Raw genomic sequence first — 25,916 nt, forward strand, 5'->3', positions numbered from 1 at the left:
GGCAGCTGTGCCTGCGCTGCCGGTGCTGTGCAGGAGCATTCATGAGTATTCCGTTGTTTGATGTGAATTCGCAAGAACCCCTGTTCGATCCCGAGCAGCGGCGCACCCTGGCGGAAGCGGCCCTGCGCTCGATCACCGCCTCGACGGCGCACGCCCGTGGCGACGACTTCCTGCGCATCCTCGTCAAGGACCTGGCCGAAGCGCTCGACGTGCAGTATGTGATCGCCGGGCGCCTGGTGCGCATGGACGATGGCAGCGAAGGCATCCGCACCCTCGCCCTGTGGGGCGGCAATGGCTACCAGCCGAATATCGAATACAGCCTGCAGCACACGCCTTGCCAGGACGTCACCTGCCAGAGCATGTGTTTTCACGGCAGCGATATCCAGCGTCGCTTTCCATTCGATACCCTCCTTGTCGACATGCATGCGGAAAGCTATGTCGGCATGCCGCTGATCGATACCGATGGCAAGACCCTGGGCATCCTGTCGGCCATTGACACGCGTCCCATCGATGAAAACAAGCGTTTGCTGGCCTTGCTGCTGCTGTCGATCTTCTCGGCCCGCGGCGCGGCCGAACTGCAGCACCAGGAGCGCACGCAGCAACTGGAAGAAATCGTGCGCGTGCGCACCGAATCGCTGCTGGCGGCGCAGGCGAACCTGATCGAGCAGGAACAGATGGCGGCCCTCGGTTCGCTGGTGGCCGGTGTCTCGCATGAAGTCAACACGCCCATCGGCGTGGCGCTGACGGCCGCGTCGAGCATGGGCAGCTATGCCGACCAGCTGGTGCAGCTGCTGGGCGGCGCCAAGGTCAGCCGTGCCGAACTGATCGACATTGCCGAATCCCTGAAAGGCGCTGCGGCCTTGATCGAGCGCAACCTGGCGCGCGCCGCCGACCTGATCGGCAATTTCAAGCAGCTGGCCGTGGACCAGGTCAGCGAATACGTGGCCGACCTGGCGCTGCACGATTATGTGCACGGCCTGGTGTCGGCGCACAGTCCGGAATTGCGCAAGGCGGCGCTGGGCGTGGAACTCGACATCGCGCCCGATTGCCAGGTGCGCCTGGCGGCCGGCAAGCTGTCGCAAATCCTTTCGAACCTCTTGATGAACAGCGCCCGCCACGGCTATCCGCACGGCGGGCCGGGGCGCATCACGATACGCGCGCGCATCGAGGAGGAAGAGGGGGAAGACGCCGCCGGGCGATGGCTGCTGCTGGAGTTTTCCGATGACGGCATCGGCCTGGCGCCGGCCGTGCGCGAACATATGTTCGAACCGTTTTTCACCACCAAGCGGGGCCAGGGCGGCTCCGGCCTGGGCATGCACATCGTCTACACCATCGTGCAGCAGCTGGGCGGCCAGGTCAGCGCCATCGATGCCACGCCAGGCTGTCATATACAGATCAGGCTGCCGCTGGCAGCCTGAGGCTGGCTTAGCGCGCCGCCATCGACAGCGCTACCGCCTCGGCCACCTTGATGCCGTCGACGGCCGCCGACAGGATGCCGCCCGCATAGCCGGCGCCTTCGCCGGCGGGGAACAGGCCCCGTGTATTCAGGCTTTGCAGGTTGTCGTCGCGGCGCTTGATGCGGATCGGCGATGAGGTGCGCGTTTCCACGCCCGTCAGCACGGCGTCGGCCTTGTAATAACCCTTGATCTGCTTGTTGAACGCCGGAAACGCTTCGCGCAGGGCCGTGATCGCGTATTCGGGCAGCGAAGGCGCCAGGTCCGTCAGGTGCACGGCCGGTTTGTACGACGGCACCACGCTGCCGAATTCCGTCGAGGCGCGGCCGGCCACGAAGTCGCCGACTAATTGCCCTGGGGCATCGTAGTTGCCGCCGCCGAGGGCGAACGCGCGTTCTTCCAGTTCGCGCTGCAAGGCCATGCCGGCCAGCGGGTCGCCCGGGTAGTCGGCGGGCGTGATGCCGACGACGATGGCGCTGTTGGCGTTGCGTTCATTGCGCGAATACTGGCTCATGCCGTTCGTCACCAGGCGGCCCGGCTCGGATGCGGCCGCCACCACCGTGCCGCCCGGGCACATGCAGAAGCTGTAGACGGAACGGCCATTGCTGGCGTGGTGCACCAGCTTGTAGTCGGCCGCGCCGAGGATCGGGTGGCCGGCGCTGGGGCCGAAGCGGCAGCTGTCGATCAACGATTGCGGGTGTTCCACGCGGAAACCGATCGAGAACGGTTTCGCTTCGATGTACACGCCGCGCTTGTGCAGCATTTCAAAGGTGTCGCGCGCGCTGTGGCCGATGGCCAGCACGACGTGGTTGCTGGCGATGGTTTCGCCATTCTCCAGCACCACGCCACGCACCTGGCCACCGTCCGGGCCGGGCGCGATGTCGAGATCGACCACTTTGCTGCTGAAACGGTATTCGCCGCCCAGCTGTTCGATATTCGCGCGCATTTCCTCCACCATCTTGACCAGGCGGAAGGTGCCGATGTGCGGCTTGCTCACGTACATGATTTCTTCGGGCGCGCCCGCCTTGACGAATTCCGTCAGCACTTTGCGGCCGTAGTGCTTGGGGTCCTTGATCTGGCTGTACAGCTTGCCGTCCGAGAAGGTGCCGGCGCCGCCTTCGCCGAACTGCACGTTCGATTCCGGGTTCAGTTCGCGCTTGCGCCAGAAGCCGAAGGTGTCGACCGTGCGTTCGCGCACCTGCTTGCCCCGTTCCAGGATCAGAGGGCGCAGGCCCATCTGCGCCAGGATCAGCGCCACGAACAGGCCGCAGGGGCCCGTGCCGATGACGATGGGGCGCGGTTCGGTGCTGTGGCCGGCCAGCTGTTCGCCGCCGGCGACGAATTTGTAGTCGGTGTCGGGCGCGGGCATCAGGTGCACGTCGTGCCGCAGGCGCGCCAGCACGGCCGCTTCATTCTTGACGTCCACATGCAGCGAGTAAATCAGCACCACGGCGCTGCGCTTGCGCGCGTCATAGCTGCGCTTGAAGACGGTAAAGCCGAGCAAATCGGCGGCATCGATGCCCAGGCGCGCCAGGATGGCGGCGGGCAGGGCCGCTTCGTCGTGTTCGAGGGGGAGTTTTACTTCGTTGAGTCGCAACATGGTGTCTATCCGAAAAGTGCAGGGCTCCGTATCTAGCGGAGAGTGGGCAGCCGCGTGGCGCGGCGCAAGGCGGCATTTTACTCCTTCTTGTACGCAATGCATGGCGGCCAGGGCGGATGTCGGGCCTTTTTCCTGCTCCCTGGACGTTGTCGGCGACCGGCTTAGGTGCAAGAGGCGGCGCTTCCCCGGACGCCACGTCCGCACCGCTCCATGACGCGCTGGCATGGCATGACAGCGGGCTTCTGCAGCGCACCATTCGGGTGCGCCAATCTGTCGTTTCGCCGCCAAGGCTGGCATTTGTAGGCGATAGGCTGACTCTGCCCAAGCGATTGACGGCCGGTTTTTTTGCCTTTTTTAAATATTGCTTATTTTGCGCATGGGGGATTTTTGAAAGATCAAATTACATACGTCCGTGCTCTAGCCGAGCGGAAGATTGTTGAAGCAGCCAGAAGAATTTGAATATAAATGTATAGGTAACTTCTGTTTTTTCTTGCCAAATTGAATGGACAAGGAACGCTGCAGCGATGCGGAGAGATGGGATTTGCCGTAGCTTCGGGAGGGCTGCCATCGTGGCGTGGCGGGACAACGTGTTGCTGGCGCTGCCACATTTCACCTTGGTATACGAGCAGGAACTGGCGAGCTGGCACCTGTCATTAAAACGGGCTTCTTTATTTCAAATTATTGCGTGCAATAACTGTAGATATTATTTGATGCGTTTCTCATCGATTGATGAGTTCATTGCATTATCGATTCATTTTTTTTTGATTGTTCAGAAGTAATTATTTGATGGCGCTGAAATTTTTATTTTCGGGAAATTGAATGCGGGTCGTATTTCTATTTATTCGGCATTGAATATAAAAAATTTTCTTCAGAGGTTTTGGGTTATTTGTATGTGCAATAACTTATATTTAAACGTGAAGATACTCTTGAGAAGTATTCATGCAATGTAATTGAAAAATTCAACTTTGAATAGTTCAATTCCATATTGTGTTGTCAATTCGCAACAAATCTAAGGCCATCCCGTATGCTCGAAAGAGGCTGCTTCAAGGGCTGCAGCTGCGCCATCGCAGGGATGTCAAGTGGTGGGCATGCACGGGCGGGACACACAACAGCGTGTATTTCCAAGCCATATTTTTTCGCATATTAATATGCGTTTTTTTGCAGTGCGTCAAATTGGTGCAATGCCGCACAATCTTGGACGCAGTTGCCATTTTCCTGCTTCATTCATTTTGTTGTATCTTTGCATCATATTTTTCTACTATGTTGACAGTGACAATCGCATATGGTTTTATGTATCGCTTAGGCAAGTAGGTTTTTCCTGTTTTGTCTGAAGCCTGCCATATCAGTGGTGGGAGAGTGTCAAATCATCAAAAACTAAAACCGGAAATAAAAACGTATTAAACATGATTTAGTGCTTAAATTTACCAAGCAACTCTACCAGAGACGCTTAATCTAATAATTAGGAAACCACATGTTGAGAAAAACTGTTTTAGTACGTGCCCTGGCGCTGGCCTTCAGTGCCGGCGCCATGTCCGCCATGGTCGTTGCGCCTGTCATGGCGCAGTCGAACGCAGCAGGTAGTATTTTTGGTAAGGTCGGCAGCGGCGGTGGCGATACCGTCGTGTTGAAAAACAACGGTACCAACCAGACGCGTTCCACGGCAGTTGATGCAAACGGCTCATTCCGTGTCACGAGTCTGCCTATCGGCACCTATACCGTGACGCTGAAGAAGGGCGAATCGGTTGTCGGTACTACGTCGCTGGAAGTGCTGCGGGTCAAGGCGTCGAGGCGATTTTCCCTGTCGCTGGCGGCGTTCAGGCCGTGCAAGTAACGGGGCGTCGCAACCGCATCGATATCTCGAACTCGACCAATGGCGCGACCTTTACCGCACGTGAGCTGGACAAGTTGCCGATCGCACGTAACGTCGAGGCAATCGTTCAACTCTCCCCGAACACCACCCGTGGCGACCCGACCTATCCCGCCGGAGCTAGTTTCGGCGGCGGCGGCGCTTCGGAAAATGCTTACTATATCAACGGTTTCCCTGTAACCAACCCGCTGTCGCAATTGGGGGCAATGGAACTCCCGTTTGGCGCGATTGCTCAAGCTCAAGTTTTGACGGGCGGTTACGGCGTTGAATTTGGCCGTTCGGTTGGTGGCGTGGTCAATATCACGACCAAATCCGGTACCAACACCTGGGAAGCTGGTGCCCTGGTATCGATCTCACCGAAGTCGTTGCGCGCCAAGTCACGTGACATGTACTACGCCAACACCGGCGTTTTCCCGCAAACAGACGGAACCCTGCGTATTCGCCGCGAAGACAATGACTTCGAGCAAAAACAGTACTCAGCTTATGTTGGCGGTCCACTGATCAAGGATACCTTGTTCGGTTTCGTTGCACTGGAGCAAACTCGCGCCGAGAGCAATGGCGTCTTCGGCGGCCGCACCGCGCTGACTAACAGTGATAACGGCTGGCGCGATTACAAGACCACCACTCAGCGCTACTACGGTAAGCTGGACTGGAATATTTCCGATAATCATCGTATCGAATTCACAACGATCGGTGATTTGCCAGAGACCGATACACAGTACCGTTCGTATGATTACGCGACCCGCGCCGTCGGCAGCAAGATCAACTCGTCAACCCACGAAGAATACGGCCCATTCAACCCGAACGGCGGCGAAGCAAACATCGCGCGCTACGTTGGTAATATTACCGATAACCTGACCGTCACTGCCTTGTATGGTCAATCGCGTGCCAAGCATATATCTATGAGCCTACAGGCTACGATCCAAAGCTGGCACAAGTGAGTGCGGCAAAGGCGGATCAGGCGCCAGGCTTGAACTACTCTGGTGGTCAGCCGTTCTCGACCAATCAACCAGTCAATGGTTCCTCCGACCGCGTAACGTCCAAGCGTCTGGATTTGGAATACAAGATTGGCAACCACACTCTGCGTGCTGGTCTGGACAATAACAAGATGTCCTCGACAGATGCTGGCGATGCTCTGGCCGGTGGCGTACTGTGGTTGTATGGCAAGACACCGGATGCTACTCAGCCATTTAACGTTCCTGGTGGCGAAGTTGGCGTGTTGGCAGGCAAGGGTCCGCTCGCCTCACAAGGTTTTTATGTGTCGCGTGTCTTGTCCTCGACCGTATCGAATGCTTTCGCTGGTCAGGATGCTCAGTACATTGAGGATCGCTGGCAAGTGACGAAGGACGTGTTGCTGACCGCAGGTCTGCGTCGTGAGGGCTTCTATAATGCCAACCAGGACGGCACCAAGTATATTGAGATGAAGAACCAATACGCTCCACGCGTAGCAGCGGTGTGGGACGTGAATGGCGATGCATCGTTTAAAGTATTCGGTAGCGCTGGCCGTTACACCTTGCAAATGCCAACCGTGATCGCTCTGCGCGGTGCAAACGGTTCGCTGAACACCAACCAGTACTACGCTTACACTGGTACGGATGCACATGGTGCGCCAACGGGCTTGACCCAGATGACGGATGCGTTGTCTGCAAACAATGAATTCGGTCAAGCAAAAGATCCGAAAACCGTTGCTGCACTGGACATGAAGCCATCGTTCCAGGATGAGTTGACCCTGGGCTTTGAAAAGGCCTACAATCCTAGCCTGAATTTCGGTGCCAAGGTTACTTACCGTACCCTGAAATCGACGATCGATGACTTCTGCGATGGCCGCGTGCTCATAAAATACGCCAAGCGCAATGGTATCGATACTTCGAACTACGGCGGGTTTAATTGCGCATCGTTCAACCCGGGCGAAGCAAATGATTTCCTGGTTGACTTCGCAGGTACGCAGTCCAACTACACCCGCGTTCACCTGACGAAGGAAGACCTGGGCTTCGACAAGGCCAAGCGTACTTACGCTGCACTTGATGTGTTTGCTGAGCATCCATACCGTAATGGCTGGTATGGTAAGGTCAACTACACCCTGTCGCGCAGCAGCGGCAATACTGAAGGTCAGACGCTGTCCGATACCATTAGTGGCCAGGCTGACGTTGCCGCTACCCAAACCTGGGATTACGCAGCACTGATGCGCTATGCGGATGGCCGCCTGCCAAATGATCGTAAGCATCAGATCAAGGCTTACGGCTTCTACGACCTGACCCCAGAGTGGACCGTGGGTGCTGCCGCCTTGCTCGCTTCGGGCCGCCCACGTTCGTGCACGGGTACCAATCCGAACACGCAGACAGTAGAAGATAAGAACTTTAACTATCAGTCCGCTTCGCACTACTGCTTCGGTGCAACTGGCAATCAGAACGTTGTTTCGCCACGTGGTGCCGTGGGCAATCTGCCATGGGACAAAAACCTGGACTTGAACGTGTCGTACAAACCAGCTTATGTACCAGGCCTGTCGGTTAAACTGGACATCTTCAATGTGTTCGACACGCAAACCACGCAAAAAGTGGTCGAGCGTTACAACACCAACCAGGCACGCTATGCTCTGTATGAATCGGTACTGAGCTACACAGCACCTCGTTCGATGAAGTTCACCGCTGAGTTCAACAAGAAGTTCTAATTGTGTGATGGCCGCCGGCTTGCTGGCGGCTTGCAAAAGACACGATTTCAGTAAAAATGCCGCTCTCTGTCAAACAGGGGGCGGCATTTTTTTTAGCTATTTCCCCGGCAAGCGTGGGAACCGTCCCAGCGTTGTCTTCAATATGGTTTCCGAAAAACGGATGCGTCCGGCGTCGATTATTCAGCGCCATCCCGGATAATTCGGTAGGTAACTGCTGGCTACGCCATGGAAGAGGCGCCACCAGCCGCGCAAGCGGCTGTGATACGCATTGACTCTTACATCCCGCCCCACAGGGCACTCAACGTCGCCAGCGCCGTCAAGCCCGCCGTTTCCGTGCGCAGGATGCGCGGGCCCATCGCCAGGCCGATGGCGCCGGCGGCCAGGGCCGCCTTTTCTTCCGCCTCCGAAAATCCGCCTTCCGGGCCCACCATCACGGTGATCGCCTGCGGCGGCTGGTGGCGCGCCCAGTCGGCCAGCGACTGCTCCGCGCGCGGCGTCAAAATGATGCGCTTATGCAAATCTTGTTGTTTGCTCCAGCTATTGAACTCTTGCAGCGGCGCCAGCTGCGCCAGGCGGTTGCGGCCCGACTGTTCCGATGCAGAAACGATGATCGCTTGCCAATGCGCCAGTTTTTTCTCGGCCCGCTCGGCGGACAGGCGCACCACGCAGCGCTGCGCCGACAGCGGCACGATGCCGGCCGCGCCCAGTTCGATGGCTTTTTCGATGATCCAGTCCTTTTTTTCGACGCTTCCGGCAGCGCCTGCGCCAGGGTCACGGCATACGGCAGTTCCGCCTCGCGCGCCACGTGCGCCTGTATTTCAGCCGTCACGCTGCGCTTGGCGACCGCCACCAGGCTGGCCTGCACTTCGCCCCCTTCGCCATTGAACAGGGTGATGACGTCGCCCGGCGCCAGGCGCACGACCTGGATATGGTGGGCGACAGCCTCCGGCAGGGCAATGGTGGTGCCGGCAACGAGCGGCTGGGGACAGAAAAAACGCGGCATGCAAATCCTCAACGGGGGGTAAGTGGGGTGGAAAGACGTCAAAGTATAGCCATTTGGCGGGCCAGTACGCCGCAATTCTAATTTGCGGCCCCCCAGTCTGGTAAAATAGTTGACTACAGAAAGCAGCCGGCTTCCCTGTCCGCGCTGTTGCAAACGAATCCCAAACTCGCGACTGACCCACACCATCATGACAACTACGCTCCCGACTACCAAAATGGCCAATGCGATCCGCGCACTGGCAATGGACGCTGTACAAAAGGCCAACTCCGGCCATCCAGGCATGCCGATGGGCATGGCCGAGATCGCAGTTGCCCTGTGGAGTGGTCACTATCGCCACAATCCCGCGAATCCGAAATGGCAGAACCGCGACCGTTTCCTGTTGTCGAACGGCCACGGCTCGATGCTGCATTACGCGCTGCTGCACCTGACGGGCTACGACCTGTCGATGGATGACATCAAGGCCTTCCGCCAGATGCATTCGAAAACCCCGGGCCACCCGGAAGTCGATATCACGCCAGGCGTGGAAACGACCACCGGCCCGCTGGGCCAGGGCATCGCCAACGCCGTCGGCATGGCCCTGTCGGAGCAGTTGCTGGCCGCTGAATTCAACAAGCCTGGCCACGACATCGTCAACCACTACACCTACGCCTTCGTCGGCGATGGTTGCCTGATGGAAGGTATTTCGCACGAAGTGTGCGCACTGGCCGGCACCCTGGGCCTGAATAAACTGATCGCCCTGTACGACGACAACGGCATTTCCATCGACGGTAAAGTGGAAGGCTGGTTCACGGACGACACCCCGGCGCGCTTCGAAGCGTACGGCTGGAACGTCATCCGCGCCGTCGACGGCCACGATGTTGCCGCCGTGGCTGCCGCCATCGCCGCCGCCAAGACCGCCAGCAAGCCAACCTTGATCTGCTGCAAGACCATCATCGGCAAGGGTTCGCCGAACCTGCAAGGCGGCGACAAGGTCCACGGCGCCGCGCTGGGCGACAAGGAAATCGCCGCCGTGCGCGAATACATCGGCTGGGATGCCGCACCGTTCGAGATGCCGGCCGACGTGTACGCCGCCTGGGATGCGAAAGAGCAGGGCGCCCTGCTGGAAAAAGACTGGAACGAGCGCTTCGCCGCCTACGCCAAGGAATTCCCGCAGCAAGCCGCTGAACTGAGCCGCCGCATGCAGGGCGAACTGCCACAGGCATTCGAAGCGGCCCTGAGCGCCGCCATCGCTTCCTGCGTGCGTGGAAAAGAAAGAAAACATCGCCACCCGCAAGGCCAGCCAGAACGCCATCCAGGCATTGGCGTCGTCGCTGCCGGAATTCCTCGGCGGTTCGGCCGACCTGACCGGTTCGAACCTGACCAACTGGAAAGAGTGCGTGGCCGTGCGTTCGGGCCAGCCTGGCAACCACATCAACTACGGCGTGCGCGAATTCGGCATGAGCGCCATCATGAACGGCATCACCTTGCACGGCGGCTACATCCCGTTCGGCGCCACGTTCCTGACGTTCTCCGACTACAGCCGCAACGCGCTGCGCATGGCCGCCCTGATGAAACTGCGTTCGATCTTCGTGTTTACCCACGATTCGATCGGCCTGGGCGAAGACGGCCCGACGCACCAATCGGTCGAGCACGTCTCGTCGATGCGTCTGATCCCGAACCTGGACAACTGGCGTCCATGCGACACCGTCGAGTCGGCTGCTGCCTGGGGCGCCGCCGTGCGCCGCAAGGATGGCCCATCGACCCTGATCTTCTCGCGCCAGAACCTGCCGTACCAGGAGCGTAGCGCCGAACAGATCGAGAACATCTTCCGCGGCGGCTATGTGCTGAACGACGTGGCCGATGCCAAGGCGATCCTGATCGCCACCGGTTCCGAAGTGGAACTGGCCGTCGCCGCCGCCAGCGCGCTGGCCTCGGAAGGCATCAATGTGCGCGTGGTGTCGATGCCGTCGACCGACGTGTACGACCGCCAGGACGCCGCCTACAAGGCCAGCGTGCTGACGAAGGGCGTGCCGCGCGTGGCCATCGAGGCGGGCGTGACCAGCTTCTGGTACAAATACGTGGGCCTGGAAGGCGCCGTGGTCGGTATCGACACGTTCGGCGAATCGGCGCCGGCCGGCGTGCTGTTCAAGCACTTCGGCTTCACGGTCGAGAACGTCGTAGCCAAGGTTAAAGCCGTTATCGCTGGCTAATATTGATTTTGAGCAGACCCTGGCAAGGTAATGCCGGGGTGCTGTGCTGATACCTTTTTTTTAATCAGGAGCAGAGTATGACGATCAAAGTTGCAATCAATGGCTACGGCCGCATCGGCCGTAATGTGTTGCGCGCTTTCTACGAAGGCGGCAAGAAACAGGATATCCAGATCGTTGCCATCAACGACCTGGGCGATGCCAAATCGAACGCCCACCTGACCCGCTACGACACCGCGCACGGCAAGTTCCCGGGCACCGTCACGGTCGAAGGCGACAACATGATCGTCAATGGCGATCCGATCCGCGTATTCGCACAGCGCAACCCGGCTGAAATCCCATGGGGCGAGCTGGGCGTGGACGTCGTGCTGGAATGCACGGGCTTCTTCACCACCAAGGAAAAAGCTTCGGCTCACCTGAAGGGCGGCGCGAAGAAAGTCATCATCTCGGCACCAGGCGGCAAGGACGTCGATGCAACCGTCGTCTTCGGCGTGAATCACTCCGTGCTGAAATCGACCGACACCGTCATCTCGAACGCTTCGTGCACCACCAACTGCCTGGCACCGCTGGTCAAGCCATTGAACGACGCCATCGGCATCGAAACGGGCCTGATGACCACCGTGCACGCCTACACCAACGACCAGGTGCTGTCCGACGTGATGCATGAAGACCTGCGCCGCGCCCGTTCGGCCACCATGAGCATGATCCCGACCAAGACGGGTGCCGCTGCCGCCGTGGGCCTGGTGCTGCCTGAGCTGAATGGCAAGCTGGACGGCTTCGCCATCCGCGTGCCGACCATCAACGTGTCGCTGGTCGACCTGTCCTTCATCGCCAAGCGCGACACCACCGTGGAAGAAGTCAACGCGCTGATGAAAGCCGCGTCGGAAGGCGCCCTGGAAGGCATCCTGACGTACCAGACCGAACCGCTGGTCTCGATCGACTTCAACCACAACCCGGCGTCGTCGAACTTCGACTCGACCCTGACCAAAGTGTCGGGCCGCCTGGTGAAAGTATCGTCGTGGTACGACAACGAGTGGGGTTTCTCGAACCGCATGCTGGACACCACCGTTGCACTGATGTCGGCCAAGTAATTGTTGACCGCATAAGAAAAAACGCCCAGGTAGTTGCCTGGTTTTTTTTTTTTTTTCGTCCGTATGATTAGAAACGGCGCCGGTAGAAGCGCCACAGCAGGCGCAAGTCGCGCAGCACGGGCGCGCCGGACAGCAGGGTCAGCACGCCGGCCAGGATGATGGTGGCGGCGGGAAAACCGATGTGCTTGAAGGCGAGGGCGCCGCTGACGCCGCCGATGAAGAAGCAGCCGATCAGCAGGCTGTGCGTTCTCAGCTTGCCCCGGTTGACCTTGACCACGCGGTCCGGTAATTGCCTGCGGTTGTAATACGCCATCTTGCCCAGTTCGATGCCGATGTCGGTGGACAGCCCCGTCACGTGGGTGGTGCGGATGACGGCGCCGGAAATCTTGGTGATGATGGCGTTTTGCAAGCCCATCACAAAGCACAGCAGCAAGATGGTGACGGGACCGAGCACGTCGGTCGGGCATGGCGGCCAGGTAATTGCCCGCCAGGCCGAACAGCAGCAGTAGCGCCGCTTCCAGCAGCAGGCTGGCGGCAAACTGGCTGTGCAGCCGGCGCCGCTTGCCCCAGTTCACCATGATGGCCGTCACGGCCGCGCCGCTGACGAAGGCCAGCCAGGCACCCAGCGCGGCCAGCGCCACCGTGATATTGCCCAGCGCCAGGTCGTCCGCCATGCCCGAGACGATGCCCGTCATGTGCGAGGTATAGCCGCCGATGGCGAGAAAACCGCCCGCGTTGACGGCGCCCGCCACCAGCGCCAGCACGCAGCCCAGCTGCAGGTTGGCTTGCGTATCGCGCGCCGATCCGCTCAGGCGGGACAGGTAATGGAGCGGCATGCGGGCGCGTTTTCCTCTTGCCGTGGCTTATTTATAGATGCCGGAACCGACGATCATATTGTCGACCCGCTCGATGTAGCCGGATTTCTGTTCGACCACCTTGGTCAGGGGATTGGGCCACTTGAAGTCTACCCAGCCGCGTCCGGCCGGCGTGCTGGCCGTGGTAATCAGCGACTTGATGACGGCCTTGCCTTCATTGTCCTTCAGGTCGATCAGGTTCTTGCCGACCATCTTGGGATTGTTGCCGTGCGCCAGGGTGACGCCATTCATGTCGTACACATAAATGTACAGGTCGCGGTCATGGAAGCTGGTGTTGGCGGGATCGGCAATGGCGGCAAAGGCCTTTTCCTTGCCGTCGGCCTTGATCATGGCCACGGCGCGCTTGGTCATGGCGATGGCTTCATCCGCGCTGCCTCTGGGGGCGGCCCATGCCGTTGCCGGCATGGCGCAGATGATGAAACTGGCAACGAGGGCGTGGATGCCCGTTTTTACACTTGCCGTTTTTACACTTGTCTTCATACGCTGTCTCCTGGTATGGGCAACCCCGGCGCGGCCTGTTGTACGGCACTACTGGGAAGTGGAGTTGCCTGTACGTATCATACGCCGGCGCCGGGCTTATGCAATCGTCGCGGGAAAGATCGTGTGCCACAGGCGCATGACGTTGTCCGCATGCACGCGCACCCGTTCCGGTTCCACCCGGGCCAGGTCTTGCCCCTGCAGGCGCAGCTGGTGCTGCAGCTTGCGCAGCGCGCGGTAGGCGTCGGCCACCAGGGCCGCCAGTTGCGCGTCGATCAGCCCCAGCTCGCCGCACAGGCGCAGCAGGGCGATATTGCCCGAATTGGCCGTCAGCTGCGGATATTGCGCCGCATGCTGGAGCACCAGGTATTGCACCATGAATTCGATGTCGATCATGCCGCCCGGATCTTGTTTCAGATCAAAGCTGCCGGGGCGGGACGGGTGGGCATCGAGCATTTTCTTGCGCATCGCCACCACTTCGCCCTTGAGCGGGCCGTTTTCCGGGCGTTCCTTGCGCAAGATCGTGTCGCGGATGCGCTCGAAGTGTTTGCCGATGCTGACGTCGCCCGCGCAAAAGCGCGCGCGCGTGAGCGCCTGGTGTTCCCACACCCAGGCCGCGCTGCCCTGGTAGCGCTCGAAGGCTTGCACGCTGGACACCAGCATGCCCGAGGCGCCGTCGGGGCGCAGGGCGATGTCGATGTCGAACAAAATGCCGGCCGAAGTGTGCGAGGTCATCCAGGTGATAAAACGCTGCGCCAGCTTGGCGTACAGGGCGGGCGCGTCCTGGTCGTCGTCGTCGAACAGGAAGATGACGTCGAGGTCGGAGACATAGCCCAGTTCCTTGCCGCCCAGCTTGCCATACGCGATGACGGCGAATTTCGGCACCTCGCGGTGGCGCGTGGGCAATGTTTGCCACACGGCTTGCACGGTGGCGGCGACGATGATGTCGGCCAGCTGCGACAGGTAATCGGCCAGTTTTTCCACGCTCAGGTCGCCCGCCAGGTCTTGCGCCAGGCACTGGAACAACTGCGCGTGGTGCATTTCGCGCAGGATATCCATCTGCCGCTCCGTGTCGCCGGGGGCGTCGTCGAGCTGGCGCTGCAGGTCGAGTGCCAGCGCGTTTGGATCGGGCACCGTGTTGCGGATGCGTTCATCGAGCAGCTCGTCGAGCAGGATCGGATGCTGCGTGAGGAAGGTGGCGGCCCAGCCGCTGGCGCACACCATGCGCACGACCCGTTCCAGCGTGTGTGGGTATTCCGTCAACAATGACAGATAGGCCGAGCGGCGCGCAATCGCTTCCAGGAAATCGAGCAGCCGGCCCAGGGTGGCCAGCTGGCTGGCATTGCCGTTGGACACGGAGCAATCGGTGATCAGGGGCAGGGCGGAATTGACGAGGGCGACCAGACGCGTGCGGCTCGCCTCGGGCAGCGATTGCAAGCGCGGCGCCTGCCACGTGGCCAGCAAACGGCGCGCGCAGGCGGCCGGCTCATGGAAACCCAGGGCGGCGAAGCGCGCCTCGATGGCTTCCTGCTGGTCCGAGGCGGCGCAATCGTTCGACGTTTGCGGGTCGATGCCCGTGTCGGCCGGCGGCGTGCCGCTGCTCTTGTCGCTGAACATTTCGTCGAATTGACCGGCGACAAACACGCGGTGCGCTTCCAGCTGGGCCAGCAGGGTGGGCGTGTCGGGCAAGCCCATCATCTGCGCCACGGTCAGGCGGTCGGCCTCGCTGGCGGGCAGGGTGTGGGTTTGCGCATCATCAAGATATTGCAGCCGGTGTTCGAGGTTGCGCAGGAAAGTGTATGAATTGAGCAACTGTTCCACGATGGCCGGTTCCAGCAAGCCCTTGTCCGCCACCGTGCGCAAGGTAGCGCGCGTGGAACGCTCGCGCAGCTCGGCGTCGCGCCCGCCCCGTATCAATTGAAACACTTGCGCGAGGAACTCGATTTCACGGATGCCGCCGCGGCCCAGCTTGACGTTGTTGCTGCGGTCGGGGTGCAGCCGCTCCTGGCGGTTGACCTCGGCGCGGATCTGGCCGTGCATGGTGCGGATGGCGTCGATGACGCCGAAATCGAGGTAGCGGCGGAAGACGAACGGGCGCACGATGGCGTCGAGGGACGCAATGTCTTCGGGCTTGCCCGTCACGGCGCGCGCCTTGACCCAGGCGTAGCGCTCCCATTCGCGGCCTTGCACGATCAGGTATTGCTCCACCATGCCCAGGCTGGCGGCCAGCGGCCCCGAGTTGCCGTTCGGGCGCAAGGCCATGTCCACGCGGAAAGTAAAACCATCTTGCGTGATCTCGGCCAGGGCGGCGATCAGTTTCTTGCCCATGCGAATGAAAAACTCGTGGTTGGACAGGCTGCGCTGGCCCGGCAAGGTCGTTTGCGTGTCGCCGTCTTCCGGGTAGACAAAGATCAGGTCGATATCCGACGAGACGTTGAGCTCGCCGCCGCCCTGCTTGCCCATCGCCAGCACCATCAAGGCCTGTTCCTCGCCCGATTCCTCGCCCACGGGCATGCCGTGCAGGGCCACCATCTCCGCCATGATGGCGTCCACATGCGTGCGGATGGCGAAATCGGCAAAGCCCGTCATGGCCGTGACGACTTCGTTCAAGTCCGCCTGGCCGCCCAGATCGCGCGCGATCAGGCCGCAGACGAGCAGGTTGCGCAGGCGGCGCATGGCCCGCTCGGGCGGCAGCGGCGGCGTGGCGGCATTCGCCTGGGCGGCCAATTCGGCGGCAAAATCGAGCCCGTCCAGCGGCGCGCGCACCAGTTGCGCTACCTGCGCGGCTCGCTCGGGGGCGGCGTCCAGCCAGCGCTGGTAGAAACGGGAGGCGGAGATCAAAGGCTGTGTGCTCATGGTATCGGTAAGTGTCTCGTGGATGCTGCGTGCATGTTCTTGTTTAACTTGGCTGCGAACGGCGGGGGATGCGGTAAAATTGTGCCGCTGGCGCTAAGCCGCCGGCAGTGCGTGCTCTTCCGGACGATGGTAAGGGAGGCTTTGCTCTGACGCAAGCGCAAGGATGCAGGCGCGCACCACGAATGCAGACGATTTTTGCCATTATTTGACGCCGGGCCAGTTTATTAGCTTATTGATGCAAAAACCGCCAGAAGCAAGCGTGACAGAACATGTGCCACTGGCCCTGCGCTGGCAGCGGCTGCGTGCCGCCTATCGCATGGCCAACCTGGCCACCCACCATGTGCTGGGTTTTACCGTCAAACTGGTGCTGCTCGCGTATTTCGCCTTCGCCGTGCTGTTTTTGTTCCTGCGCTACGCGATCTTGCCGAATATCGATTATTACAAAGGCGATATCGAGCGGGCGGCCAGCCGCGCGCTGGGCAACCCCGTCAGCATCGCGCGTATTTATGCTTCCTGGCACGGCCTGCGGCCGAATCTCTTCCTCGGCGACGTGACCCTGCGCGACCAGGCGGGGCGCCAGGCGCTGAGCCTGCCGAGCATCTCGGCCACCGTGTCGTGGTGGAGCGTGCTCGGTTCCGTGCGCTTCACTACCCTGGAAATCACGCGGCCCGACCTGGACGTGCGGCGCAGCCTGGATGGCAAGCTGTACGTGGCCGGGGTATTGATCGACAGCACGCAAGGCAGCGATGGCAAGGGTGCCGACTGGCTGCTGTCGCAGCATGACGTCATCATCCGCGACGGCAAGGTGCGCTGGACGGACGAAGCGCGCGGCACGCCGGAGCTGGCTTTGTCGCAGGTCAACTTGCTGCTGCGCAACCGCTGGCGCAGCCACCGGCTGGGCTTGCAGGCCACGCCGCCGGCCAGCCTGGCCGCGCCCATCGATGTGCGCGCTCACTTCACGCATCCCCCTTTCAGCACGCGCATCTCGGATGTGTCGATGTGGAAGGGCGAGCTGTACGCGGACCTGAAAAACGCCGACCTGGCCGCCTGGCGCCGCTATCTCGATTACCCGTTCGAGCTGAGCCAGGGCAAGGGCGCCCTGCGCGCCTGGCTGAGCCTTGATCACGCGCGCCTGGCCGGCTTCACGGCCGATGTGGGTCTGACTGATGTGCAGGCGCGGCTGGGCGAGCATATCGCCCCGCTCGACTTGCTGTCGGTGAGCGGGCGCATTTCCGCCAAAGAAGAGCTGTCGGCGCAGGTGCCGGACGGCAAGCCCACCTTTGGCGCGAATGGCCATCAGGTGGAATTGACGAATTTCGCAGTAGAAACCCGCGATGGCCTCAGCCTGCCGCCCACGACCTTGTCCGAGCGCTTTATTGCCGCCACGAAGCGCAAGCCGGCGCGCACGGAAATCGCGGCCAAGTCGCTCGATTTGCAAACCTTGGCCGCGCTGGCCGACAAGCTGCCGCTGGGCGAGCAGCAGCGCCAGCGCCTCGACGCCTTTGCGCGCCGCGCGGCCGCCTGCAGGATTTTTCCGCGCAATGGGAGGGCGACATGGCCGCGCCCGCCAGCTACCGCCTGCGCGGCAAGCTCATCGGCCTGGGCCTGAATGCGCAGCCAGCGCAACTGGCTGTGGCGAAGACGGCGAGCAGCCCCGCGCAGGCCGCCGCGCCCGCCATCCCCGGTTTCGACCATTTGAGCGGCAGCATCGACGCCAGCGACAAGGGCGGCAGCATTGCCATCGACGCGCAGGACCTGGTGCTGCAATTGCCCACGTACTTGAGCGAACCGGCCATGCCGTTCGAACAATTCGCCATGCAGGCGCGCTGGACCTTCGAAGCGGAGAATATGCTGCAGGTCGAACTGGACAAGCTCGACTTCAATCAGCAAGGCTTGCGCGTCGCCTTGCAAGGCACGCACCGCCTGCCGCTCGACGGCAAGAACCTGGGCCAGGTCGACTTGACGGGGTCGATCGACAATTTCCAGATCAACACCATCGGCCGCTATCTGCCGCTGCAAACGCCCGAGCACCTGCGCCACTGGCTGACGGGCGCGCTGGAAGGCGGCGTGGCGCGCGATGTCAGCCTGCGCCTGCGTGGCGAACTCGAGCATTTTCCCTTCAAGGCCGACACGCCAGCCCAGCGTAACCGGGGTGATTTCCGTATCGCCGGCAAGCTCGAGAACGGCACCCTGAATTATGCACCGGGCGAATTTGCGGAAAGCGGGCCGCTGGCGGGCAAGGCGCCCCTGTGGCCGCAGGCGGAAAAGATCAAGGGCAGCTTCGTCTTCGAGCGGGCGCGCATGGAAATCCGCGGCGACACGGCCACCACGGGCGGCGTGGCCTTGACGAATGTCAAAGCCGTGATCCCCGACCTGACCGTGTTCGACACCTTGCTCGATATCGACGGCAACGCGGCCGGCCCGATGCAGGAATTCCTCAAGTACGTGACGGCCAGCCCCGTGCTGGGCTGGATCGAGCATTTCACGGATGAAACGACGGCGACGGGCAACGCCAAACTGGCCCTCAAATTGCACTTGCCGATCGAGCGCATGCTGGAAGCGACCGTGCAGGGCAGCCTGCAGCTGGCGGGCAACGACGTGGTGCTGTTCCACGACATGCCGCCCGTGCTGGGTACGCAGGGCAAGATCGAGTTCAACGAAAAGGGCGTCAACCTGAATGGCTTGAACGGCAGCCTGCTGGGCGGGCCGCTGGCCATCTCGGGCGGCACGCAGGCCGACAATTCCATCCAGGTCAAGATTGCCGGCAACATGAGCATCGACGGTTTGCGCAAGACGTATCCGGCACCCGTGCTGCAGCGCCTGGCGAAACATTTGAATGGCGGCGCCCGCTACAGCGGCCTGATCACGGCGCGCGACCACCAGGTGGTGGTCAATGTGGAGTCGCCGCTGACGGGCCTGGGCCTGGATTTCCCCGCTCCCCTGAAAAAGCCGGCCGGCGACAGCCTGCCCGTGAAATTCACCCTGACGGGCAATGCGGCCAACGGGGCCGGCCTGCGCACGGACGAGATCCGCATCGCGCTGGGGTCCGGCATCGCCGCGCGCTACCAGCGCCAGAAACAGGGTAAGGACGCCTGGCGCCTGGTGCGCGGCGGCATCGGCGTGAACGTGCCGGCGCCGGAACCGGACAGCGGCATGATGCTCAATGTGAATTTGAAAACCCTGGACGTGGACAGCTGGATCGCCGCCGGCAGCGAGATCGCCGGCAGCGCCGCGGCCTCCGCCGAGGCCGATGGCGACGCACCTGATATCGCGCAATACGTGGTGCCGGACATGATGGCGGCCCGTGCCAGCGAATTGATGCTGGGCGAGCGCAAGCTGGAAAACGTGGTGGTCGGCGCCACGCACCAGAAGGATGTATGGCAAGCCAATATTGATGCAAAACAAGTGTCGGGCTATGTAACGTGGCTGGAAACGCCATCCGGCCTGGGCAAGATGACGGCGCGCCTGTCGTCGCTGATCATTCCGGAGTCGGCCGCCAACGATGTGAAGAATTTGCTGGAGGGAAAGAGCGGCGCCCAGTCGATCCCCTCGCTCGATATTGTTGCCGAGCAATTTGAACTGTTCAACAAGAAGATCGGCCGGCTGGAGTTGCAGGCCTATAACACCATGGCGGCAGGCGGGCGCGAGTGGCGCGTGGGCAAGCTGCAACTGTCGAACCCCGATGGCGCCCTGAGCGGCAATGGCAAATGGGTCATCAAGGATGGACTAAGCACGACCAGCCTGCGTTTCGGCCTCGATATCGTCGATGCGGGCAAGCTGCTCGACCGCTTCGGCTTTGCCGATACGGTGCGTCGCGGCAAGGGCCGACTGAGCGGCGACATCGCCTGGAACGGCTTGCCGTACTCGCTCGATATTCCCACCCTGTCGGGGCAGATCGAAATGAACGTGGAGTCGGGGCAGTTCCTCAAGCAGGATCCGGGCGCGGCCAAGCTGTTGGGCGTGCTCAGCCTGCAAGCCTTGCCCCGCTTGCTGAAACTCGATTTCCACGATGTGTTTTCCGAAGGCCTGGCCTTCGACGGCATCACGGCCAACGCCAGCATCAAGCGGGGCGTGGTGACCACCGACAACCTCAAGATGCATGGCGTGGCGGCCACGGTGCTGATGGATGGCACGGCCGATATCGCCAATGAAACGACGAATCTGCACGTGGTGGTGATCCCGGAATTTAACCTGGGCACGGGACCGCTCGTGTACGCGCTGGCCGTCAACCCCGTCATCGGCCTGGGCAGCTTCCTCCGGCGCAGCTGTTCCTGCGCGCCCCCGTGATGAAGGCGCTCACTTACCACATGCAGATCGCCGGCCCGTGGAAGGCGCCCGTCGTGACCAAGCTCGATGGTGGTAAATTGGAGCCTGTCGCCTTGCCTGCCGCCGCGGCGGCGGAGGCCGTGGCGAAATAAGCGAGGCGTTCGAATGGATAAGAGGTGGCAATGATGCATACAGTCGCAGCGGTACAAATGATTTCCTCGCCGTCCGTGGAAGACAACCTGGCCACGGCACGGCGCCTGGTGGCGCAAGCTGCGGCCGGTGGCGCGCAGCTGGTGGTGCTGCCCGAATACTGGGCCATCATGGGCAAGCAGGAAACGGACAAGCTGGCTCATGCGGAACAGCCCGACCACGGGCCGATCCAGGATGGCATGGCGCAGATGGCGCGCCAGCACGGCATCTGGCTGATCGGCGGCACCTTGCCCCTGATTTCCGGCGAGGAGGGCAAGGTCTTGAACACCACGCTGGTGTACGACCCGCAAGGCGAGCCGGCCGGCCGCTACGACAAGATCCACCTGTTCGGCTTTACGCGCGGCGCCGAGTCGTACAACGAATCGCGCACCATCGTGCCCGGCGCGCAGGTGCGCGCCATCGAGACGCCGTTCGGCCGCGTCGGCCTGTCCATCTGCTATGACCTGCGCTTTCCCGAACTGTACCGCGCCATGGGCGATTGCGCATTGATCGTCGTGCCGGCCGCGTTTACCCACACGACGGGCAGCGCCCACTGGGAAGTGCTGCTGCGCGCGCGCGCCATCGAAAACCAGTGCTATGTGCTGGCCTCGGCGCAGGGCGGCCTGCATCCGAACGGCCGCCGCACCTGGGGCCACAGCATGCTGATCGACCCGTGGGGCGAAGTGAAGGCTGTGTTGCCGGAAGGCGAGGGCGTGGTGAGCGGCGAGATCGACCTGGTGTTTTTGGCCGGCGTGCGCGAGTCCTTGCCGGCGCTCGCCCACCGCACCATGTAAATTGAATGTTGAGAAAGAGTCATGATCCCATTTGAACCCAATCTGTCCAGCCTTGCCGTGGCGCGCGATATCCTGCTCACGCCGTTCGGCCTGGATGAAGACAAGCTGTTGAAAGCCCTGGGCACGATGTTTACGCATAAGGTCGATTACGCTGACCTGTACTTCCAGTCGACCAGGAGCGAAGGCTGGAGCCTGGAAGAGGGTATCGTCAAGACGGGCAGTTTTTCCATCGACCAGGGCGTGGGCGTGCGCGCCGTGTCCGGCGACAAGACGGCGTTTGCGTATTCCGACGACATTTCCGAGCGGGCCCTGCTGGAAGCGGCGGCGGCCACGCGCACCATCGCGCGCGCCGGTAGCGGCAAGATCAAGATCGCGGGCCGGACGCTGGCGCAGGGCGGGCGTTCCTTGTACCTGCCCAATGATCCGCTCGCTTCGCTCGATGCCACAGCCAAGGTGCAACTGCTGGAACGCGTGGAAAAGATGGCGCGCGCGAAAGACCCCCGGGGTGGTGCAAGTGATGGCGGGCCTGGCCGGCGAATACGACGTGGTGCTGGTGCTGCGCAGCGACGGCGTGCTGGCGGCCGATATCCGTCCGCTGGTGCGCGTGTCAGTGACGGTCATCGCCGAGCAGAATGGCCGCCGCGAAACGGGCTCGGCCGGTGGCGGCGGGCGTTTCAGCTATGACTATTTCAGTGATGCCGTGCTGGAACAATACGCGACGGACGCCGTCAATTCGGCCCTGGTGAACCTGGAAGCGCGCCCGGCGCCCGCCGGCCCCATGACCATCGTGCTGGGCCCGGGCTGGCCCGGCATCCTGCTGCACGAAGCCATCGGCCATGGCCTGGAAGGCGATTTCAACCGCAAGGGCTCGTCCGCGTTTTCCGGGCGTATCGGCGAGCGCGTGGCGGCCAAGGGCGTCACCGTGGTCGATGACGGCACCCTGGCTGGCCGCCGCGGCTCGCTCAATATCGACGATGAGGGCAACCCCACGCAGTGCACGACCCTGATCGAGGACGGCATCCTGAAAGGTTACATCCAGGACACGATGAATGCGCGCCTGATGAAGATGCCCGTGACGGGCAATGCGCGCCGCGAATCGTTCGCCCACCTGCCCATGCCGCGCATGACGAATACGTATATGCTGGGCGGTGACAAGGACCCGGGCGAAATCCTTGCATCCGTCAAAAACGGCTTGTATGCCGTCAACTTCGGCGGCGGCCAGGTCGATATCACGAACGGAAAGTTCGTCTTCTCAGCCAGCGAGGCGTACATGATCGAAAACGGCAAGCTCAGCTACCCCGTGAAGGGCGCGACCCTGATCGGCAACGGCCCGGACGTGCTCAACCGCGTTTCCATGATCGGCAACGACATGCGCCTGGACTCGGGCGTGGGCGTGTGCGGCAAGGAGGGGCAAAGCGTGCCCGTGGGCGTAGGGCAGCCGACCCTGCGCCTGGATGGCATCACGGTCGGCGGCACGGCCTAGGTACTTGAACGGGCGTTGCAGGCACCGGCGGTTCCTGCAACGCCCGACACGTCCGGCACGTTGATACAGATCAAAACTTGTATTTCACCCCCGCACTGATAAAGCGTCCCGCCGCGCCCGCATAATCGAGCGGGTTGTAGCCCGTGGCGCCATACGTCAGCGGATCGAGCGGGGCGATCTTGTCGAACAGGTTTTGTATCGTCGCAAACACTTCCAGCTTGGGCGTGGCCAGCCAGCGGGCCGTCAGGTCCACCGTGGTGAACGAGGCGATGCGGCAGCCGCGCGGCGCATCCGTGCCGTCGGCGAAGTGCGTGGCGCAGCCGTCCGGGTCATTCTTGAACAGTATGTTGTCGAGCGGCGCGCGGTAGTTGACGTTGGCGCTGACCCGCCAGTTCTGGCGTTCCCAGGTGGCGCCCAGATTGATGCGGTCGTCCGGCGTGCCCATGCAGTTGGACACGTCGCAATTACCATGCGTGCCGGCAAAATCGCGTTGCGTGCCGTCCTGTTCCGTGCGCAGCCATTTGTACAAATGCGTCCATTTCAGGTCAAACACCAGGTTGCCATAGTCGCTGCCCAGGTTGAAGCGCTGGCGGGCGTCGATATCGATGCCGCGCACCGTCGTTTGCGCGGAATTCACATAGTTGGCCAGCACGGCCGTAATGGCGCCTGGATCGCCGGCGATGCCGGTGGCCGTGGACGGGTCGCGCGCCACGCTGCCGGCGGCAATGGCCGCATCCGTCTGCTCCTGGTTGATTTCATTCTTGCGGCGGATTTGCCACAGGTCGACGGAAATGCTGGTACGCGGCAGCGGATCCCACACGGCACCCACGGAAAAGCTGCGCGAACGCTCGGGCGACAGGTTCGGATTGGGCGAGGTGATGACGGCGATCGGCGCGGGATCGCAGGCCACTTCCACGCCCAGCGCGCAGCGCAGCGGATCGCTTGCCGTGGAGAATGCGGCCAGGCCGCCGACGCCGTTTTCCGCCGCGCTGGGGGCGCGGAAACCCTTGGCGAAGGTGCCGCGCAAGGCCAGTTCGCGCACGGGCGTCCATTTCACGCCCACTTTCGGCGTGTAGGAGTTGCCCACGTCCGTGAAATGGTCGGCGCGCAGGGCGCCCGACAGTTCCACGGTCTTCAGCACGGGCGCCAGCACTTCCGCATAGATGGCGGAGGCATTGCGGCTGCCTTTGTAGGCGGAATAGCCGAGGCCAATGATATTGCCCCGTTCCGTGCCGGTGGTGGGCTTGAGTTCCGTCGATTCGTGGCGGAATTCCGCGCCCACGGCCACGCCCAGGCCGCCGCCGTCGAGCTTGGCCATTTCGCGGCTGGCCTTGAAGTCGATCTGCGCGATATGCGTCTTGGCATCGTTCGAGATGCGCGGCGACAGGGCCGCGTACAGTTCGGCCGAATTGAGGCCCGCGTTTTCCGCGATGCGCCACAGGCTGCCGGCTGGCAGGGCCGCATACGCGGGGTTCAGGCTGGCCGCCGCCACGTTGGCGGAAGTCGGATTGAGCAGGGCGAAGGCGACGTCGCGCTGCAGGTAGCCGTCCAGGTCGTTCGAGACCTTGTTTTGCGAGTACAGCAAGGCGCTGTCGATATCCCAGCCCGCCACCGTGCCCTTGATGCCGGCGACAAAGCGCGTGAAGGTGGATTGGACTTCCGACAGGCGCGGCCCCACGTCGGCCGCCAGGTAGCGCAGCCGCGCCGCCGTGCCGAAATACGGATTGTCGGGGTGGGCGGCGCCGAGCGACACGCCCGCATTGCTGACGGGGCCGCCCGGGTAGCCGACCGAGCCGCTGACCGTCGAGGGCGTGGTGGCCGAGTGCGATTCGCTGTGATACAGGTTCAGTTCGGCATACGTTTGCAACGCTGGCGTCAGCTGCCAGGCGCCACGGCCGAAGAAGTTGATGTTCTTCTGTTTCGGCTGGATCTGGCCATATTGCTGTGCGGCATCGGTCAGGCAGCCGCCGCCCGGATCGCCCTGCGGATGCGTGGTGAAGTTGCCGCAGGCGGCGCCGGGGAAGGTGCGCGTAAAGTCCGCGCCGGCCAGGTTGCCGCGGTTGTAGTAGTCGAGCGTGTCGGGATTGCGCACATTGCCGTTGACGGCGCTGCCGGCTGCATTGTTGGTGGTAATGGCGCCCGCGCCGCTCAGCGATTCCTGCGCGCTGAAACCCAGGTCGCGCAAGTCGCTGCGGCCGACGGCGCCCCGCCCGGCCCGGTCGCGGTTCCAGATGGCGGCCTTTTCGCTGTATTCGAGGTTCAGCAGCACGTTGTAGCGGTCCGTGTCGATGTCGCCGAAGCCGTGCGTGATGGCGGCGCGCGCGTCGCGCCCGTCCCACTCCTTCGTCTTGCCGTAATTGCCCTTGATGGCCGTGCCCTGGTAGTCGCGCCGCAGGATCACGTTGACCACGCCGGCGATGGCGTCCGAACCGTAGATGGCCGAGGCGCCATCCTTGAGGATTTCCACCCGCTCCACCGCTTCCAGGGGAATGATGTTCAGGTCGGCGAACACTTTCTGGCATCGTCGGCCAGGCCATACGGCGCCACCCTGCGGCCATTCAGCAGCACCAGGGTCGAGGCCGTGCCCAGGCCCCGCAGCGACACGCCGGAAGCGCCGGCGGCAAAGCCGTTGCCGAAGGTGGTGGGCACCGAGCCCTGGTTGTCGACGGCCAGGGTCTGCAGCAGTTCGGCCACGCTGGACTTGCCCGATTTTTCAATGTCGGCCGCGTTCAGGGTTTGTACGGCCGATGCCGTTTCCGCCTGGGCGCGGCGGATGTTCGAGCCGGTGATTTCCACGCGGGCAATGGGCGCGGCATCTTGTGCCAGAACGGGTAGACTCAGCAGTGCACTGGCCAGCGCCAGGCCCAGTCTGGGTGGTGAAAAGGCAGGGGATTGCAAGGATGGTGTAGGGATCATGCGGTTCTCCGGAAAGGTCAGGCAATCAAAGGTCGTCGATACGTCCTTGAGTTTTGTCCGTGCGGCGATGCCGGGACTAGATATGGATCAAGGAGTGTCCTGCTTTGTCGTCGATAGAATGGCTGGCGTGGCGTGGTTGCCACGACGGGCACAGCGGTGGCGCCCGGTATGCAGCGTCACAGCGAGATTCA

The 25,916-nt window shown here is 62.1% G+C and carries 15 protein-coding genes and 4 pseudogenes; 12 read left to right on the plus strand and 7 right to left on the minus strand.

Going from position 1 to position 25,916, the window contains the following annotated elements:
* Nucleotides 1–41 precede the first annotated feature (41 nt).
* Entirely contained in the window at nt 42–1,418 is a 1,377-nt protein-coding gene (locus ACQVLG_RS13290; RefSeq protein WP_230538735.1) for a GAF domain-containing sensor histidine kinase, read from the plus strand.
* A 7-nt stretch (nt 1,419–1,425) separates the two neighbouring features.
* On the opposite strand, the gene ACQVLG_RS13295 is transcribed toward ACQVLG_RS13290, so the two are convergent.
* On the minus strand, nt 1,426–3,054 hold the full coding sequence (locus tag ACQVLG_RS13295) for an NAD(P)/FAD-dependent oxidoreductase (RefSeq protein ID WP_230538734.1): 1,629 nt from the start codon (nt 3,052–3,054) through the stop codon (nt 1,426–1,428).
* Between the two features lie 1,528 nt (nt 3,055–4,582).
* On the opposite strand from ACQVLG_RS13295, the gene ACQVLG_RS13300 reads away from it, so the two are divergent.
* Genes ACQVLG_RS13300 through ACQVLG_RS13310 form a run of 3 tightly spaced genes read left to right on the plus strand, consistent with a single transcriptional unit; the run spans nt 4,583 to nt 7,589 of the window.
* Nucleotides 4,583–4,885 (plus strand): carboxypeptidase-like regulatory domain-containing protein, encoded by a 303-nt coding sequence (locus ACQVLG_RS13300; RefSeq protein ID WP_474294991.1) that lies wholly within the window; start codon nt 4,583–4,585, stop codon nt 4,883–4,885.
* A complete protein-coding gene (locus ACQVLG_RS13305; protein ID WP_474294993.1) occupies nt 4,876–5,862 on the plus strand; it encodes a TonB-dependent receptor plug domain-containing protein in 987 nt (328 codons plus the stop codon). The genes ACQVLG_RS13300 and ACQVLG_RS13305 overlap by 10 nt, the downstream gene beginning before the upstream one ends.
* Nucleotides 5,859–7,589, plus strand: a complete 1,731-nt coding sequence (locus ACQVLG_RS13310) for a hypothetical protein (protein ID WP_474294995.1) — start codon at nt 5,859–5,861, stop codon at nt 7,587–7,589. The genes ACQVLG_RS13305 and ACQVLG_RS13310 overlap by 4 nt, the downstream gene beginning before the upstream one ends.
* A 275-nt stretch (nt 7,590–7,864) precedes the next feature.
* Here ACQVLG_RS13310 and ACQVLG_RS13315 read toward each other — a convergent pair.
* Nucleotides 7,865–8,508: pseudogene (locus ACQVLG_RS13315) on the minus strand (16S rRNA (uracil(1498)-N(3))-methyltransferase).
* Here ACQVLG_RS13315 and ACQVLG_RS13320 point away from each other — a divergent pair.
* The 3 genes and pseudogenes from ACQVLG_RS13320 to gap all read left to right on the plus strand — a co-directional run bounded on the left by ACQVLG_RS13320 (nt 8,395) and on the right by gap (nt 11,869).
* On the plus strand, nt 8,395–8,673 hold the full coding sequence (locus ACQVLG_RS13320) for a hypothetical protein (RefSeq protein WP_474295935.1): 279 nt from the start codon (nt 8,395–8,397) through the stop codon (nt 8,671–8,673). The pseudogene ACQVLG_RS13315 and the gene ACQVLG_RS13320 sit on opposite strands and share 114 nt — an antisense overlap.
* A 106-nt stretch (nt 8,674–8,779) precedes the next feature.
* Nucleotides 8,780–10,781 (plus strand): annotated as a pseudogene (tkt, locus tag ACQVLG_RS13325) (transketolase).
* 77 nt (nt 10,782–10,858) lie between these two features.
* The gene (gap, locus tag ACQVLG_RS13330; protein ID WP_010395244.1) at nt 10,859–11,869 is read left to right on the plus strand and encodes a type I glyceraldehyde-3-phosphate dehydrogenase; all 1,011 of its coding nucleotides are present in this window, start codon (nt 10,859–10,861) and stop codon (nt 11,867–11,869) included.
* A 67-nt stretch (nt 11,870–11,936) separates the two neighbouring features.
* Here the strand turns inward: gap and ACQVLG_RS13335 are convergent.
* The 3 genes and pseudogenes from ACQVLG_RS13335 to glnE all read right to left on the minus strand — a co-directional run bounded on the left by ACQVLG_RS13335 (nt 11,937) and on the right by glnE (nt 16,077).
* Nucleotides 11,937–12,705: pseudogene (locus ACQVLG_RS13335) on the minus strand (YoaK family protein).
* 27 nt (nt 12,706–12,732) lie between these two features.
* The gene (locus ACQVLG_RS13340; RefSeq protein WP_230538727.1) at nt 12,733–13,224 is read right to left on the minus strand and encodes a cache domain-containing protein; all 492 of its coding nucleotides are present in this window, start codon (nt 13,222–13,224) and stop codon (nt 12,733–12,735) included.
* Nucleotides 13,225–13,320: 96 nt separating this feature from the next.
* The gene (gene glnE, locus ACQVLG_RS13345) at nt 13,321–16,077 is read right to left on the minus strand and encodes a bifunctional [glutamate--ammonia ligase]-adenylyl-L-tyrosine phosphorylase/[glutamate--ammonia-ligase] adenylyltransferase (protein ID WP_474294997.1); all 2,757 of its coding nucleotides are present in this window, start codon (nt 16,075–16,077) and stop codon (nt 13,321–13,323) included.
* Nucleotides 16,078–16,336: 259 nt separating this feature from the next.
* Between glnE and ACQVLG_RS13350 the strand changes: the two genes are divergently transcribed.
* From ACQVLG_RS13350 to tldD, 5 genes and pseudogenes are all read left to right on the plus strand, one after another.
* A complete protein-coding gene (locus tag ACQVLG_RS13350) occupies nt 16,337–17,686 on the plus strand; it encodes a YhdP family phospholipid transporter (protein ID WP_474294999.1) in 1,350 nt (449 codons plus the stop codon).
* Complete coding sequence (locus ACQVLG_RS13355) at nt 17,632–20,364, plus strand: YhdP family protein (protein ID WP_474295001.1); 2,733 nt, start codon at nt 17,632–17,634, stop codon at nt 20,362–20,364. Before ACQVLG_RS13350 ends, ACQVLG_RS13355 begins: the two co-directional genes overlap by 55 nt.
* On the plus strand, nt 20,361–20,495 hold the full coding sequence (locus tag ACQVLG_RS13360; protein WP_474295003.1) for a hypothetical protein: 135 nt from the start codon (nt 20,361–20,363) through the stop codon (nt 20,493–20,495). Before ACQVLG_RS13355 ends, ACQVLG_RS13360 begins: the two co-directional genes overlap by 4 nt.
* A 30-nt stretch (nt 20,496–20,525) precedes the next feature.
* On the plus strand, nt 20,526–21,326 hold the full coding sequence (locus tag ACQVLG_RS13365; protein ID WP_474295004.1) for a carbon-nitrogen hydrolase family protein: 801 nt from the start codon (nt 20,526–20,528) through the stop codon (nt 21,324–21,326).
* A 21-nt stretch (nt 21,327–21,347) separates the two neighbouring features.
* A pseudogene (tldD, locus tag ACQVLG_RS13370) lies at nt 21,348–22,809 on the plus strand (metalloprotease TldD).
* 70 nt (nt 22,810–22,879) lie between these two features.
* Here the strand turns inward: tldD and ACQVLG_RS13375 are convergent.
* Nucleotides 22,880–25,321, minus strand: coding sequence for a TonB-dependent receptor domain-containing protein (locus ACQVLG_RS13375; protein ID WP_474295006.1), 2,442 nt, complete (start codon nt 25,319–25,321; stop codon nt 22,880–22,882).
* Nucleotides 25,306–25,725, minus strand: a complete 420-nt coding sequence (locus ACQVLG_RS13380; RefSeq protein ID WP_474295007.1) for a TonB-dependent receptor plug domain-containing protein — start codon at nt 25,723–25,725, stop codon at nt 25,306–25,308. The genes ACQVLG_RS13375 and ACQVLG_RS13380 overlap by 16 nt, the downstream gene beginning before the upstream one ends.
* Nucleotides 25,726–25,916 lie beyond the last annotated feature (191 nt).

The sequence above is a fragment of the Janthinobacterium sp. TPC_1 genome (assembly GCF_056037845.1).